The organism is Thalassotalea insulae (genome assembly GCF_030161395.1).
In the GTDB taxonomy this organism is placed as follows: domain Bacteria; phylum Pseudomonadota; class Gammaproteobacteria; order Enterobacterales; family Alteromonadaceae; genus Thalassotalea_E; species Thalassotalea_E insulae.
The window spans coordinates 1,864,597-1,880,220 of record NZ_BSST01000001.1 but is presented as its reverse complement, the minus strand read 5'-3'; the positions used below and the strand labels follow the sequence as shown (position 1 = coordinate 1,880,220).

Annotated in this window: 14 protein-coding genes; 12 read left to right on the top strand and 2 right to left on the bottom strand. The window is 41.6% G+C overall.

The window, feature by feature from the left end; translation table 11 throughout:
* Positions 1-159 precede the first annotated feature (159 nt).
* The 6 genes from QQK06_RS08535 (at position 160) to QQK06_RS08510 (ending at position 7,492) form a co-directional block, all read left to right on the top strand.
* Positions 160-1,434, top strand: a complete 1,275-nt coding sequence (locus QQK06_RS08535) for an efflux RND transporter periplasmic adaptor subunit (protein WP_284244240.1) — start codon at positions 160-162, stop codon at positions 1,432-1,434.
* Between the two features lie 9 nt (positions 1,435-1,443).
* Positions 1,444-2,145, top strand: a complete 702-nt coding sequence (locus QQK06_RS08530; protein WP_284244239.1) for an ABC transporter ATP-binding protein — start codon at positions 1,444-1,446, stop codon at positions 2,143-2,145.
* Between the two features lie 15 nt (positions 2,146-2,160).
* Positions 2,161-3,522 carry an ABC transporter permease gene (locus tag QQK06_RS08525; protein WP_284244238.1) on the top strand — a complete coding sequence of 454 codons (1,362 nt, stop codon included), beginning with the start codon at positions 2,161-2,163 and terminating at the stop codon, positions 3,520-3,522.
* 10 nt (positions 3,523-3,532) lie between these two features.
* The gene (locus tag QQK06_RS08520) at positions 3,533-4,750 is read left to right on the top strand and encodes an ABC transporter permease (protein ID WP_284244237.1); all 1,218 of its coding nucleotides are present in this window, start codon (positions 3,533-3,535) and stop codon (positions 4,748-4,750) included.
* A 97-nt stretch (positions 4,751-4,847) separates the two neighbouring features.
* Positions 4,848-6,182, top strand: coding sequence for a sigma-54-dependent transcriptional regulator (locus QQK06_RS08515; RefSeq protein WP_284244236.1), 1,335 nt, complete (start codon positions 4,848-4,850; stop codon positions 6,180-6,182).
* Positions 6,183-6,184: 2 nt separating this feature from the next.
* Positions 6,185-7,492 (top strand): sensor histidine kinase, encoded by a 1,308-nt coding sequence (locus tag QQK06_RS08510; protein WP_284244235.1) that lies wholly within the window; start codon positions 6,185-6,187, stop codon positions 7,490-7,492.
* Positions 7,493-7,566: 74 nt separating this feature from the next.
* Here QQK06_RS08510 and QQK06_RS08505 read toward each other — a convergent pair whose 3' ends face one another.
* Entirely contained in the window at positions 7,567-8,451 is an 885-nt protein-coding gene (locus tag QQK06_RS08505) for a discoidin domain-containing protein (RefSeq protein WP_284244234.1), read from the bottom strand.
* Positions 8,452-8,535: 84 nt separating this feature from the next.
* The gene (gene greB, locus QQK06_RS08500; protein WP_284244233.1) at positions 8,536-9,009 is read right to left on the bottom strand and encodes a transcription elongation factor GreB; all 474 of its coding nucleotides are present in this window, start codon (positions 9,007-9,009) and stop codon (positions 8,536-8,538) included.
* Between the two features lie 128 nt (positions 9,010-9,137).
* Between greB and QQK06_RS08495 the strand changes: the two genes are divergently transcribed.
* The 6 genes from QQK06_RS08495 (at position 9,138) to QQK06_RS08470 (ending at position 15,623) form a co-directional block, all read left to right on the top strand.
* The gene (locus QQK06_RS08495; protein ID WP_284244232.1) at positions 9,138-11,147 is read left to right on the top strand and encodes a hypothetical protein; all 2,010 of its coding nucleotides are present in this window, start codon (positions 9,138-9,140) and stop codon (positions 11,145-11,147) included.
* Positions 11,148-11,204: 57 nt separating this feature from the next.
* Entirely contained in the window at positions 11,205-12,008 is an 804-nt protein-coding gene (locus tag QQK06_RS08490) for a hypothetical protein (protein WP_284244231.1), read from the top strand.
* The gene (locus QQK06_RS08485) at positions 11,992-13,068 is read left to right on the top strand and encodes a porin family protein (RefSeq protein ID WP_284244230.1); all 1,077 of its coding nucleotides are present in this window, start codon (positions 11,992-11,994) and stop codon (positions 13,066-13,068) included. The genes QQK06_RS08490 and QQK06_RS08485 overlap by 17 nt, the downstream gene beginning before the upstream one ends.
* A 61-nt stretch (positions 13,069-13,129) precedes the next feature.
* Positions 13,130-13,678 carry a sigma-70 family RNA polymerase sigma factor gene (locus QQK06_RS08480; protein WP_284244229.1) on the top strand — a complete coding sequence of 183 codons (549 nt, stop codon included), beginning with the start codon at positions 13,130-13,132 and terminating at the stop codon, positions 13,676-13,678.
* The gene (locus QQK06_RS08475; RefSeq protein WP_284244228.1) at positions 13,663-14,385 is read left to right on the top strand and encodes an anti-sigma factor; all 723 of its coding nucleotides are present in this window, start codon (positions 13,663-13,665) and stop codon (positions 14,383-14,385) included. The genes QQK06_RS08480 and QQK06_RS08475 overlap by 16 nt, the downstream gene beginning before the upstream one ends.
* A complete protein-coding gene (locus QQK06_RS08470) occupies positions 14,385-15,623 on the top strand; it encodes an alginate export family protein (protein ID WP_284244227.1) in 1,239 nt (412 codons plus the stop codon). Before QQK06_RS08475 ends, QQK06_RS08470 begins: the two co-directional genes overlap by 1 nt.
* Position 15,624: the final 1 nt, after the last annotated feature.

Sequence of the window (15,624 nt, the reverse complement as noted above, 5' to 3'; positions counted from 1 at the left end):
CATCAGTTAGAGCGAACAGGACACTGTTCGCTCTTTATTATTTTAAATTAAATTCAATAAAATCAACCGTATAAGTGTTGGCACTTTCTTTGCTGTTAACAACCTTATTACGAAAGTGTTACTTCGGTAACAGTCAATTTCACTTACAGGAACATATCTATGTTGAGAGACACTTCTGGTCAAGATATTAAGATTGAGCAGCCACACTTTAACAAAAAACGGATCATGCAAATTGCTCTGGTATTGATTGTTATTATCAGTGTTATTGGTTATGCCGCACCCAAATTTAACAGTATGTTTTCTTCTGACTTAACGGTGGCGGCCGAGCGATTGAGATTTGCCACAGTTGAGCGTGGTAATTTGCAACGTGATATCGGTGTACAAGGGCAAATTGTTGCGGCGAATAGTCCAACACTTTATGCAAAAGCCCCTGGCATTGTTAGTTTGTTTATTAAAGCAGGTGATACGGTAACACAAGGGCAAAAACTCGCAGAAATAAATAGTCCGCAATTAAGAAACCGTTATGAGCAAGAATTGGCAACTTTAGATCAATTAGAACTGGAAGTTGGCCGTCATCAAATTGAAATCAAAACGTCACAGTTAAATACTCAGCAAACCATAGAAATGTCGGCGGTGAATTTAGAGGCAGCTGAGGTTAATAAAAATAGAGCGGAAATTAGCATTAAAGATTCATTGATCAGCCAAAAAGAATACGAAGAAAAAATTGCAGAATATAAACGTGCTTTACTCGCTCATCGCCATGCAAAACAAAATTTTGATCTACAAAAAGAAAGCATGGCGTTTGAGTTAAAACGTAAGCAGTCTCAGCTCGACCGTCAACAATTTGTAGTAAATGACCTTAAACGCCAGGTTCAGGAACTGATTTTGATTGCACCGACAGACGGCATTATTGGTAGCGTGAGTATCCGAGAAAAAGACAATGTTGCTGCGAATGAGTCGCTGATCACGGTAATTGATCTTAGCGTCTTTGAAGTAGAAGTGAATATCCCGGAAAGTTTTGCTGATGATTTAGGTGTCGGCCTGGCCAGTGAAATTAGCTTTAACGGGGAAAACCATATGGGACAAATCGTTGCTATATCGCCAGAGGTGAATAATGGCCAAGTTAAAGGACGCTTACGTTTTAATGAAAATGGTATCGCAAACTTGCGTCAAAACCAGCGTGTCAGTGCCCGTATCTTAATTGAATCAAAAGAAAATGTTTTAAAAGTGCGCCGAGGTCCGTTTGTCGAAAGCGGTGGTGGTCGTATTGCTTATGTCGTCAATGGTGATAATGCCATTCGTACCAGTGTCAACCTTGGTGCGAGAAGCATAGGTGAAATTGAAGTTGTAGCCGGTTTACAGGCGGGTGATCAAATAGTGATTTCAAGCCTCGATTTGTTCAACAGTCGTGATCAAATTTATCTGACTAAATAGGAGAATCCCATGTTAAAAATGGATAACGTCAGCAAGATATACAGAACTAACTTAGTAGAAACACATGCGTTAAGAGACGTCAATTTACATATTAAAAGTGGTGAATTTGTTTCGGTGACCGGCCCTTCCGGCTCGGGAAAAACTACATTTTTAAATATCGCCGGGTTATTAGAAACCTTTGAACACGGTGATTACTTTTTAGATGGTCAAAATGTTAAGGGATTAAGTGATGATCGATTGTCAGAAATACGAAATCAAAAAATTGGATTTATTTTTCAAAGCTTTAATCTTTTGCCTGATTTACCCCTTTTTGACAATGTTGATGTTCCACTTCGCTATCGTGGCATAAATGCTAAAGAACGAAAGGAGCGAATTGAGCATGCATTAGAAACTGTGGGCCTGGCATCGAGGATGCAGCATTTGCCGACGCAATTATCTGGTGGTCAACAACAACGGGTGGCGATTGCTCGGGCGATAGCCGGCGATCCGTTATTTTTGTTAGCGGATGAGCCAACGGGTAACTTAGATTCTTTGATGGCGCAGCAAGTGATGGAATTACTGGAAGACATTAATAGTAAAGGCACTACGATTATTATGGTAACTCACGATGACCAATTGGCACGCCGTGCTCACCGTAATATTCAGATTTTTGATGGTCAGGTCAGTGATTTGGAAAAGTCAGTGACAGACGAGATTATTCGTTCGGCGTAAACAGGGGAACATCTAATGTTTAGTTACAATTTACAGTTGGCAATTAACAGCCTGAAAGAGCGAATGTCGTTGACCGTGCTTACTGTGGTCACCATAGCTATCGGTTTAGGTTTATATACCACAGTGAAAACCATAGGTTATCAAAGCTCACAAATTCCTCTGCCGCATAAAAGTCAAAACATTTATCTGGTGCAAATGGACAATAGGGAAATCACAGCGGAAAACATTGATGAGCCTATGGAAATGGTCGACTTTACCTACAAAGATACGATTAATCTGATGGAATTAGCGATTCCTGGTGTTAGCCAAACTTTTTTCTGGTCGACTTACGGTATTTTAAACGTTGAAGAACAAAATATCACACCGATCCGCACTCGTGGCGGTGTTACTAGTAGTGTTTTTTTTGACCTGGTTGAAATGCCTTTTGTATATGGCCAAGGCTGGGATAAAGCGGCTGATCAAAGTGGTCAGGCAATAATAGTGATCAGTAAACTGATGAACGATCAGTTATTCGGTGGTGTTAATAGCGTGGGTCAAACAGTACGCATAGGTACCAATATGTTAACAATTGCCGGTGTTTATGATGACTGGGAAAACACCCGCAAGTTTTATAACCGCAGTTACGGTACAGGTCGCCCAGATAATTATTTTATTCCTTATTCATATGCACTTAATCTCAATATGCCGCGTAGTGCGGTATTTGATTGCTGGGCGGAGAATGCCTCAATATCTCGATCATTTCGTACCAAAAATAAAGAGCAGTTGCTTAATTCTGAATGTGCCTGGATCACATTCTGGGCCGAAATTCCAAATGACGAATTGTTAACGCAATACAAACAGCAATTAAATAATTATGTCGCGTCACAAAAAAGTTTAGGGCGTTTTCCTCGGGAAATTAAAACCTATGTGACTAATCTGGATGAGCAAATGGCGTTTATTAATGCTAACAATGGTTATATTCAAACTTTTTCTTTAATTGCCACGTTGTTTTTTGCGGTATGTCTGCTCAATGCCATCGGAATTATGCTAGCGAAGTTTATGCGTAAAACCAAAGAAGTGAGTTTGCGCCGAGCATTAGGTGCGAAAAAGTTCACCATTATCAATCAGTATATTTTAGAGGTCATTATTATCGGCCTTATCGGCGGAGTATTAGGCATTTTAGTCGCTTATCTTGGGCTTGAAGGCATGATGCGTATACGTCTTTATGCCTCTGATTATACTATGCGTTTGGAAGACATCGTCCACTATTATCAATTAGATACTGTAATGATTTTTCAGGCATTTATTACCAGTGTCCTTTGTACTTTGGTTGTTAGTATTTATCCAATTTGGCGCTTATGTAACATCCCGCCAGCAAGCCAGTTGAAATCTCAATAAGGACAGAACAATGGATATTAAACCGATATTGTTAAGTTTAAAACATAATAAATTTATGGCGTTTCTGGTCATTATTCAGGTGGCATTTACTATGGGAGTGCTGACCAGTTCTATTTTAATTGCTGCCACGACATTACGAGCTTGGAATATGCCTTCTGGTATCCCGCACAATGACGTAATTCGTATTTCGCCGCAGTTTTATGAAGTAAATAAGAATATTGAGCAAGCGATAATTCGTGATATTGAACGTGTACAGCAAATGCCGGGAGTTGTGAATATTGCGCCATCAAATGCAGTACCATTTACCGCAGAAAATGTCATCAAAGTATTTACTAGCGCGGAAAAAGAGGCGCAACCTTACCGTACGGTAGTGTTTGAGAGTGATGAAAATTTGTTTGATGTTTTGTCACTGCAACTGATTGAAGGGCGTTGGTTAACGGCGGCTGATGTTATTAAAGGTGAACAAGCGAATCTGACGGAGCGAGCGCCAGTGGTAATGGTCAGTGAAGACATGGCAAAAGCTTTGTTTGGTGACAGTTCTGCGATCGGGCAAACCATCTGGCTGGAAGCACAAGGTGATCCGGTACAGATAGTGGGCATTTATAATAACTTTATGACGGGTGAACGTTTAAATGGCAATGGTTTGTCATATCACAGTATTATTCGGCCTCAGGTGACCTGGAGTAGCTCGGAACAACCGCATTATTTGATCCGTATGGAGCAGGGAATGGCAAGTGCAAGTTTGGAAGATATTCTGGCCATTTTTTACCAAGAGCGTGGTCGTTATATTAACAGCAGTGAGTTACTAAAACGTACCCAAAAACGTATGTATGATGGCCGAGGTAGTCGGGCGCTCACTTTCTTAGTGATCAGTGCGGTATTAGTGATTATTACTGCGCTTGGCATTACCGGATTAACTGCGTTTCAAATCACGCAAAAGCGCAAGCAAATTGGTGCCAGACGGGCACTTGGTGCGAAAAAGAGTGATATCATGCGCTATTTCTTAACCGAAAATAGCATCTTGACGCTAACCGGGTTGCTTATTGGGCTGGCGTTAACCTTAAGTATTACCTTTGAAGTATCTGAACGGATGGAAGAAAACGTATTTAATGTTGGTATCTTTGCGGTGACAGCACTAGCGTTATGGTTAATTAATCTATTAGCAGTATGGTTTCCGGCAAAACGTGCCGCGAATGTTGCACCTGCAATAGTCACTCGCAGTGCCTGATTTCGGCTCACTCGTGATACACTAAGGAAAAAGGTAACGGGTTGTTAATTGCCTAATTTCATTGGTATAACAACCCGTGCTATGGATAACTATTTTTATGAGTAAAAAAATTCTTGTCATTGATGACAATCCTGATGTTGCTAAAGCATTACAAGTGTTATTTACCCTTAATGGCATGTGTTGTGACCATCAGTTGACACCGCAAGATGGTTTGGCGGCGTTAGCGGCGCAGCATTATGACTTAGTACTACAGGACATGAACTTCACTCAGGATACTACCTCCGGAGAAGAAGGCATTCAGTTATTTAAGCAAATTCGTCAGCAATGGGACGACTTGCCGATTATTTTAATGACCGCATGGACTAGCTTGGAAACTGCGGTTGAATTAGTGAAATCAGGTGCCAGTGATTACATCAGCAAACCCTGGGATGATGATAAGCTGATCATTACCATTAATAACCTGATTGAATTGAATGACGCCCAACGCTCTAACCATAGTCATGCGCTGAAACAGCATAGGGATAGACGTTCACTGGCGGAAAAATATGACTTATGCGGTTTGCGATTTCAAAGTACTGCAATGCTGAATTTGTTGCAGATTGCGACCCAAGTAGCGCATTCTGACGTTTCGGTGTTGATCACCGGGCCAAATGGTACAGGTAAGGAAAAAATCGCTGAGATAGTGCAAAAAAATTCAAGTTGTGCCAACGGCCCGTTTATTAAAGTTAATGTTGGCGCGCTGCCGCAAGATTTAATGGCGGCAGAATTATTTGGTGCAGAAGCTGGTGCCTATACTGGCATCACTAAACGCCGTTTAGGCCGTTTTGAACTGGCAGATCATGGTACCCTCTTTCTGGATGAAATCGGCAATCTGTCTCTTGATGGCCAAGCAAAGTTACTGCGGGTACTGGAAACCGGTGAGTTCGAACGTATTGGCGGCAGCGAAACGATAAAAGTTAAGGTCAGAATAATCAGTGCCACTAATGCCGATCTAAAGACGGAAATTGCCAAAGGAAACTTTAGAGAAGATTTGTATTACCGCTTGAATGTCATTGAATTGCCGCTGCAGGCGCTTAATCAACGGAAAGCCGATATCCTGCCACTGGCAGAGCATTTCTTAGGGGAAAGCTTTAGCCTGACCGAACAAGCGGCTCAGGTGTTAAAATATTATCCTTGGCCTGGGAATATCAGGGAGCTGAAAAATGTTATGCAAAGAGCGGCATTATTAGCCCAGGATAATTTGGTCAGCGCTGACGTATTGGGACTGGATGTGGTTGTACCTGAATTAGTTAGTCGGGATGAAGAACTGACTGCTCAGGATATTACACAAGCTATCAGTGATGCTGGCGGCGTAATTTCAGAAGCAGCGAAACAATTAGGTTTAAGTCGTTCAGCTTTATATCGCCGCATGAAGAAGTTTGAGATCGACTAAAGATGAGAAAAAAATCGCTGTTTCGCCGTTTGTTGATCACGGTTTGTTTGTTGTTTATTAGTTTTAGCGCGCTGCTTAGTTATTATCATCAATACTATAGTGAGCATCCAATTGCTCTATTGATGTTAACCGCTGGTACTCTATCGTTGCTTATTGGGGCTTTTCGTTGGCACCTGACGCCAATTAGGCAAGCCCTCTCTGCGTTAAATAGCGGCATTAATAGCCTGAAAGATAATGACTTTAGTCTGACGATTTACGATCAACAATATCAGGAAGTGAACAGTGTTATTGGTATTTATAATGAGCTAACGACGATATTGCGAAATGAGCGTATGGATATTTTTCAGCGTGAATTATTACTCGATACCGTGATCCAGAGCACGCCAGTTGCTTTAGTGTTGACCACAGACTCAGGTAGTATTGTTTACAGTAACCTGGCAGCGAAAGAATTATTAAAACAACCGCAAATTATTGGTAGTAATTTCTTTGATATTTATCAGCAATTAGCACCTGCATTACAAACGGCAATCGATGAAAAAACTAATGGCTTTGTCAGTGATGTCATCGATGAGCAAAACATTATTTTTCATGTTAACTGCCAGCAGTTTATGTTAAATGGTCGTGAACACTCGCTTTACTTGCTAAAAAACATTACTACGGAAATTTCACTGCAAGAAGCGAACATGTGGAAGCAAGTGATCCGTTTAATCAGCCATGAATTAAATAATTCTTTGGCTCCGATTGCTTCTTTGACTCGTTCGGCGAAGAAAATTATCGAAAATCCGGAGCATGTTCATATGCTTAATGATGTGTTGGAAACTATCGCTAATCGCACCGATCATCTGCACCAGTTTATTAGCCAATATGCCAAGTTTGCTAAATTACCTAAGCCGGTTATCAGCCAGGTTGAACTCACGCCATTTTTACAGCAGTTAGCTACGTTGATACAGGTGAAGTGCGAAATTAATGTTAGCAGCCAATATGCCGAGCTTGATGCCGCACAAATTGAGCAGGTAGTGATTAACTTAGTGAAAAATGCTAAAGAGTCCGGCTCAGATGAGCAGGAGGTGGGGGTTGATATCACCCAGCAAGCGAACTTATTAACTTTTAGTATTTACGATCGTGGTTCGGGATTGACTGACAGCCAGATGCAGCAAGCGTTATTGCCATTTTTCACCACTAAGTCGACCGGTAGCGGTGTCGGGTTAGCGCTATGTAATGAAATTGTCACTAATCACGGTGGCAAGCTACGGCTGGCGAATCGCCAGTACGGCGGCTTATGCGTTAGTTTTAGTTTGGTGTTAGCTTAATTCATTAGTGTAATACGCTGATAATTAGTATCAGCGTATTACTTATGTGAAGTGGAGGTAACTTGAGGTGTTTTTTAATAATCGGAATAAATTTCTAGTTCATCGATTTCGATAAAACTATCGCCATAGTTGGAATTGACTCTGACCCTAAGATATTTCGCGGTGACGATTTCAGTAAAGTTACCACGTTGGTCGACGGCTTTAGATAAACGATAAGACTCATGTTCGGTAAAATTATTGCCATCGGTGGAGACTTCGATAGTGATACTTTTCGGACTTCGGCCTAGTTCGACGGATTTATCATTGACTAAAATTCGGAATCCCGAGATGGTAACTTCCTGGTTGAATCTTACCTGTAGCCAATAACCTTGCTCGTTATTTTCCTTATCTTTTTTCACTAACCAGATGCCGCGTTCAATGCGCTCACCGAGTTCTTCGGTGATCTGTCCACTATAGGTATAGCCATCAAAAGCGCTGGCGGCGGTATCGGCATTGTAATGATCGGAAGCGGTATAACTACTTTCAGTGAGGTTGTTGGTGTAAATCAATGCGATATTGCCGTATTGCCCTGAACGGGTCAAGCCATCGCTAACATAATCATCATCCGGACTGGCGCCATTACTTTGCGACAGCGCTAAGTATTCGATGGCGCAATTGGCAGTGGAACTTGGAGTATAGCCAATGCGCAAAGTTTCCTGAGTGCGTCGAGCTAAATTGACGACTTCAAACCATTTATCTGAATAGCCTTGATCGCTTGAAAAATATAATGGCCATGGATTATTTTCGTATAACTGACATTCAAGCTCGTTACCTTCTTCTTGCTCCACACTTATCTTGATCTGATTGCTTTTATCGATCAAGACATCTGAGATTTTACCTATATATTCGTTAACCGAGTTTTCACTTGCATTGACAGTAAACGCACTTAATAAGGTCGCGGCCAGTAATGTATAACGCATTGGGATATTTCCTTATAAATCATCAATTTTTGACTTTCCCAATGCAGCAAAATTCGTACCCAAATGTTTGCCAATTTCCTGACATTATTTATACCAGATTTTGATCACTTCCAGCTCACGCTGGCCTTCCGGGGTGTTAACGATCACTTCATCGTCAACTTGTTTACCTAATAAAGCACGCGCCATGGGCGAGTCGATGCTGATCTCACCTTTTTTGACATCCCATTCATCCGGCCCCACTAAGCGATAAGTGACTTCTTTATCTTCTTCATTTAGTAAAGTGACCCAGGCACCAAAATAGACTTTGCCTTCCTGCTGTTTTTCCGGGTAAACGATTTTAAGATCTTCCAATCGTTTCATTAAAAACCGAACCCGACGGTCGATTTCTCTCAGCCGTTTCTTACCATAAATATATTCGGCATTTTCACTGCGATCGCCAAGAGCTGCCGCTTCTGAAACAGATTTGGTAATGCGCGGACGTTCATCTTTCCACAGGTATTTAAGCTCCTGATCAAGACGATCCCAGCCTTCGCGGGTGATGTAATTAGATTTTTTCATGGGAATGATTTTATAGGTAAAGCGTTTAGGGAACAATATTGAAATTTATAAGTGATTCTCTGCAACTTTTTTTGCTCCCTGTCGTAATTGCTATTGAGACCTAAATATTGTTTGGGAGTAAAAAGAAAATGAATAAGTTATCCAATTATATTGTAGCTGTATTAATAGTTATCGGGCTTTGCGCTTGTGGAGGCGGGGGCGGAGGTGGTGGAAGTAGCAATACTCCTTCAGATCCTTATACCCCTGATGAGCCGGATGGCCCATCCGTTGAGTTTCCGGTTCAAAGTAGCACACCTAAAATGGTGACTTTAGCCGAGCATGGTGTGATATATACCACAACCTCAGGATTATCACTTTATTATTTTGATAATGATAGTGCTGGTAGTTCAGCTTGTAATGCCGAAGATGGGGCTCCTGTCGGTGGTAGTAATGATGCCACTAGTTGTGCAGCAATTTGGCCGCCTTTGCTAGCTGATAGTGGCGCTCAGGCAAATGGTGATTTTACTTTGGTCACTAGAGCGGATGGCACAATGCAATGGGCCTGGCATGATTATCCATTGTACAGCTATATAAATGATAGTGCACAAGGTGATATTAACGGTGATGGATTAAACGACATTTGGCATTTAGCAAGGCCATTACCCGTCACTGTCTCTAGCGATATGCTTGCGGGACAATTAGTTGCCAGTGATCAGATATTAATGGCAAGTGTTAGTAATAGTGTTGTTGATATTAATCGAATGAACAAAGACGGCTTTAGTCTTTATACATTTGACCAAGATAGCATCGATCAGATTAATTGTCTTAGCGAAAATTGTATTAACAACTGGCCGCCTTTAGTGGCCGATCAGGGGGTTCGCACAACGGGCAAATTTTCAATTATCGACCATGGTGAATATCATCAGTGGGCATACAATGGTATCCCACTCTACTTGTTTGCCGGTGACAATGCCGCTGGAGATATACTCGGAGACGGTGTAGCTGATGTTTGGCATTTGGCGACCACAGCTCCTGCTACTTTCCGCACTAATGAAGCCGGTACTTTACTAACTTCAACAGGGATCACATATATTCTGGCAGAAGATAGTGAAGGCTCAGGTAACTTTGTTGCCAAGCAAACAAGTCAAGACCAGTTTACTCTGTATACCTTTGATAATGATGCAAGTAATACATCGAATTGTAGTGGGGATTGTGCAGTAAACTGGCCTCCTTTTTTAGCTAAAGCTAGTGACAGCGCCATCGAGGATTTTGATATTTTTACTCGAGATGATGGCTATCGCCAATGGAGTTATCGAGACGAACCCCTGTACTTTTACATTGGTGATACAGATAAAGGTCAGGCAAATGGTGATGGCGTAGCTGGTGTTTGGCATTTGATCGATCCGATAATGGAAACTCAGTTTATGACAGAAACTAATACCCTTGGTGAAGTATTAACCGTTAAAGGTATGGTTTCTGTACTGGTGAGTGATGGCAATGGCGGTTTTGAAGCCATGACTGAGGATAAAACCGGTTTTGCTTTGTATATTTTTAATCAGGACATGCAAGGTGTTTCAAATTGCAATTCAGATTCCTGCATTGCCGCCTGGCCACCGTTATTAGCAACTGACGATGATACTGCGATGGCACCATTTAGCATTATCAACAGAATGGACGGAAATAAACAATGGGCAATTAATGGTAAGCCGTTGTATTTCTTCAGTCCGGATACTAATGCCGCCGATATTAGTGGTGAGGGGGTCAATGATATTTGGTATGTTGCCAGACCAGCACCTGTTCGTGTTTATAGCCATGATCCCAAAGGCGATATCCTAGTCGCTAATGGCGAGTTGCAACCAAGTATGGGGAAAACAGCTGAAGAGTTAAAAGCGTTAACCCTCTATACCTTTGATTCGGATATTAAGGATTCAGGCGAATCTACATGTTTTGATGATTGTGCTCAAACCTGGCCGCCGTTATATGCCAGCGATACTGATCAACCTTATGGTTTGTTTACTATTATAGATCGTACGGAATCCGATAGTACAAGCACCAGACAATGGACCTATAAAGGCAAGCCGTTGTATTTCTATACTCCAGATAGCCAGTTAGGAGACACCTTTGGTGATTATCCAGGGTGGCCATTAGCTCGCCCATAGCATTAACAGTAGTAAAAACTGCCGGGCCACGCCCGGCGGTATCAAAGGGTTAATATAATGAATCTAATTACATACTTTTTCCTATTGTTGCTGTTAAGTGCTTGTGGGGCCGGAGATGGCAGCTCACTTGATGAAAATGGGCGGCCATTAGCGGTTAACGATGAACAACCTATGACCCCTACAGAGGACAATGAAGAAATTCAGGCAAGCCTAGTATCATTGCAACAACAAGTATTTACGCCAATTTGTTCAGTCTGCCATATCGGTGCTAATGCACCTTTTGGTTTGGAACTTGATACGCTCGAACACAGTGCTAATAATTTGATCAATGTGAGTGCCGAAAGTAATGCAGAGTTTAAACGAGTAGAGCCCGGCAGCAAGGAACTGAGTTTTTTATATTTAAAAGTGATTGGTGACCCTCGGGCCGGCAGTCGAATGCCATTAAACCAGGCGCCGCTATCTGAAAGTGCAATTGCCGCCATAGGACAATGGATAGACGATGGGGCGAATATTGATATTAATCAGGCCCCGCTTTTTGTTAAACAAATATCACACATAAGTAATAACACTACCCTAGTGTTGACTATAGAGTTTAGTGTTGATGTCGATCCTGACAGCCTGTTAGCTGAAGAGATATTGGTAACAACTAATACCCAGGTATTCCCTCCGCCAGAAGGCATTATTTGGCAAAGCCCAAGAATATTGACTTTAATGATTAACAAACCCGCTGATACAAAGCAAATGGTTATAACGTTTAATCAAGCAGCTATCAGTACGATAACCGGAATATTTGGTCAACGGCTGGATGGCGATCGTGACGGCTGGCCAGGAGGAGAACTCAGTTATGTTGCAACTTTTTAATCTTAGCCTATTAGTGGCATTGTTGTTGATTGGCCCCAAAACCTATGCTGAACCATTGCTTGCTTATCTTAATAATCTGAAATGCAGTGCCTGTCATGTTAATCCCGATGGTGGCGGCTTACGCAATAGCTTTGGTAATGCTTACGGGTATTCCGTGCTGCCTCAAAAGCAACTTGGTACCGATAGTGCGGACATAGGGAAAGTATCTGATTATCTTAGGTTAGGCGGCAATTTCCGCAGCAATGCTGAATATGTTAAAGATAAAACAGATCAGGAAAGTGCCACATTTAAAGTTGATTCTGCTCAGCTATATCTTGCGTTTAATCTCAAAGATACCATTACATTTTATCTCGATCAAAAACTCGCACCTGGCTCTGCTATTAATAGAGAAGCTTTTGTGATGTACCACTTTAACAGCAATGATTTTGTTAAAGCGGGAAAAATTTATGTCCCGTTTGGTATACGGTTAGAAGATGACAGTGCTTTGGTTAGACAGGCAACCGGGTTTAATTTTGCCAGTAGTGACAATGGCATAGAGCTTGGGTTTGAACGAGAACATAGTTTACTCAACTTTTTTGTGACCAATGGTACCAGTGCCGTCAGTAATGATGATAATAACTTTCTCTATGGTTTGCGAGCCGAATATTTGTTTAGTAACGCGCGAGTGGGTACCACGTTAACGTTAAACGATCGGGATGAGGGAAAACGTCAGATCGTTAATTTTTACGGGGCTTATTCGTTAGGAAAATTTACTCTGTTAACAGAGTGGGACTGGATTGAAAGTGAACAAACAACTGGTGGTAACAAAGAACAGCTAGTTGGCTTGTTTGAACTTAATTATCAGTGGATGCCGGGGCTAAATATCAAACTTACCTCAGAGTGGTATGACCCTGATAGACAGATAAGTGAAGATCAGGAAACTCGTTACTCATTGGTGACTGAATATACGCCTTTATCTCATATCCAGCTCAGAGCAGGCATAAGGGTGATGGACAGTATTCCTCAGTTTGAGCAACGTAATAATGATTTGCTGTTTATTCAAACCCATTTTTACTTTTAACCTATACTGATAAGTATCTGAATTTATAAGTAAAGGATAAAATAAGCACAAAGGTTATTTTATGGATTCTAAAGAATTAGCAAGGTTACTGGCAAAAACTGCGTTGCATGATCAACAAGCATTTGAGCGTTTATATTTATCGACCGCAGCTAAGTTAAACGGCATAGCCTATCGTATCTTGCATAATTCAGATTTGGCGCATGAGGTATTGCAGGAAGCATTTATTCAAATCTGGCACAATGCGATTGAATACCGAATCGACAAGGCTGAGCCTTTTACCTGGATGGCTTCCATTGTCCGTTATCGCTGTTATGACCGAGTGAGAAGTGAGCAAAGGCGGCTGGAAAACAAACATATTCAAGAACAAGTGGAAAGCATAGAACAAATAGCAGCAATCAATCAGCCGACTACGCAGATGTGTGAAATAGGTCAAGATTTAGCAGACTGCTTGGAGCAGCTAGAAGACGTTCATCGGCGTGGTATTTTGATGGCGTATTACTTTGGCTTTAGTCGCGGTGAAATTTCTGATCACTTAGAAAAACCGATAAACACGATAAAGTCATGGTTAAGAAGAGGGTTAGCGAGGTTGCAACAATGTCTGGAAAAATAATGCGTTATCAACAGCCTGCATTGGTAGAACAACTTGCGCATCAATATGTGCTAGGTACTCAGTCGTTACTTGTTCGTCAGAGAATCGCTAAGCTCAGACTTGAGTATCCAGCAATAGATGAGCGAATTTATTTTTGGGAACAAAAGTTAACTGTGCTGCACGACAAAATGCCAGAAATTATGCCAGCAAATGATAACTGGCAAACTATTCAACAAAGACTGGCTTTTGCACCAAAACAAAATAGCGCTGGCGTGCGCTTTTATCAATGGCTGAGTGGTTTATCCATGGCATGTTTGGCCTTGGTGTTTATCGTTTGGTGGCAAACGGCACCACAAGACAGTTTAAGCTATATTGCCATAATGAAAGACAATCTTAAACAGCCACAATTGGTTGCCGCTACTTATGGCAAAAGTCGCACTCTGAAAATTGAATTACTGAGTATTCCACAAGTACCGCAAGATATGAGTCTTGAGCTTTGGGTCAGATCTAAAACCGATAAACAAATTCGTAGCTTAGGTGTTATTTCTACCTCTAGCAACGTCTTTGATAGACAATTGAGTGAAGCTGAATGGCGACTGATTAAAGACTCGGAAGATCTACTGTTAACTATGGAAGAAAAAGGAGGCTCTCCCATTGGCGAGCCGATGGGAGACTTAATATCTCAAGGATTGTGTATTCGTATGGCTAGCTGGCAGGATAAGGTTTAATGAGAATAATACTAATAATGGCTTTGGTGGTAATAACTGGCAAAGCCAGCGCCAACGTTTGGGATTATGATGTTGGTTTCAGGTTACGCCATCAGCAAGTCAATGATCATTGGTTGCCTGACGCGACAGCAACCACCTTACTTGGCAGGGGCGAAATTCAATGGCAATTAAACAACGAACTGAGCCTTTTAGGGCAGTACGATCACGTATGGGCTCTAGATAAAGAAGACTATAATTCAATTACTTATTGGAATAAACATTCCCCTATTCCTGATCCTCCTGGCGGAGAACTGAATCAGTTAAAATTTGACTGGCAGTTTGCTGCTAACTGGCGTGCGATTATTGGCAGACAAGATATTTCATTTAATAATGAGCGCCATATTGGTAATGTCGCTTACTGGCAAAACGATCAAACTTATGATGCACTGAGTTTACGCTTTAACAACGGTTTTGATTTAACTATTCAATACAGCTATGTAGATAAAGTACACCGCATTTTTGGTGATAACAGTCGTTCAATACTTCCCGAATCTGACTATCGTTATCAGTATAATCCCGCTCGTCCGCCAGAGCAGTGGGGCAATCATAATCATCAAAGCCATCTACTCAATGCCGAGTATCGTCCGACGCCACAATTAACCCTAGCCGCTTTTGCTTATTTGTTAGATAACCGCTCATTGCCTACATGGTCAACAGATACCTTAGGCGTTCGAGTAGAAGGCGCGGAAAAGCCTGATCAGTTAAAGTATCACTATAATGTGGAGCTTGCCTGGCAACAGGCTGGTAAACATCATCCGGAACAATATAATGCCTGGTATCTGGCGACAGAGTTTGGTTTACAATACCGCAGTCATAAATGGGATTTAGGTTATGAGTATCTGGGGCGGGATAACGACTCTGGCTTTAATACCAGCTTAGCGACGAATCATAAATTCTTAGGCTGGGCTGATATTTTCTCCAGATATAGTGCAACAGGCGGAGTAGAAGACATCTATTTATCTTATGGCGGACGAAATGGAAAATTGCGTTGGAAACTCGTTGGCCATAATTTTACTGATATTGAAAACCATCATGATATTGGCTACGAATTCGATGTGGAGCTAGCCTGGCGTTATAGCCGTAAACTTGAATTTAAACTGCTCGCCGCAGATTATCATACGCAATCTGGGATGAGTTCTGCTCCAGCAACGCAATATGACTTATCGACTTGGATGTTATCCGTTGCCTATAATCTATAAT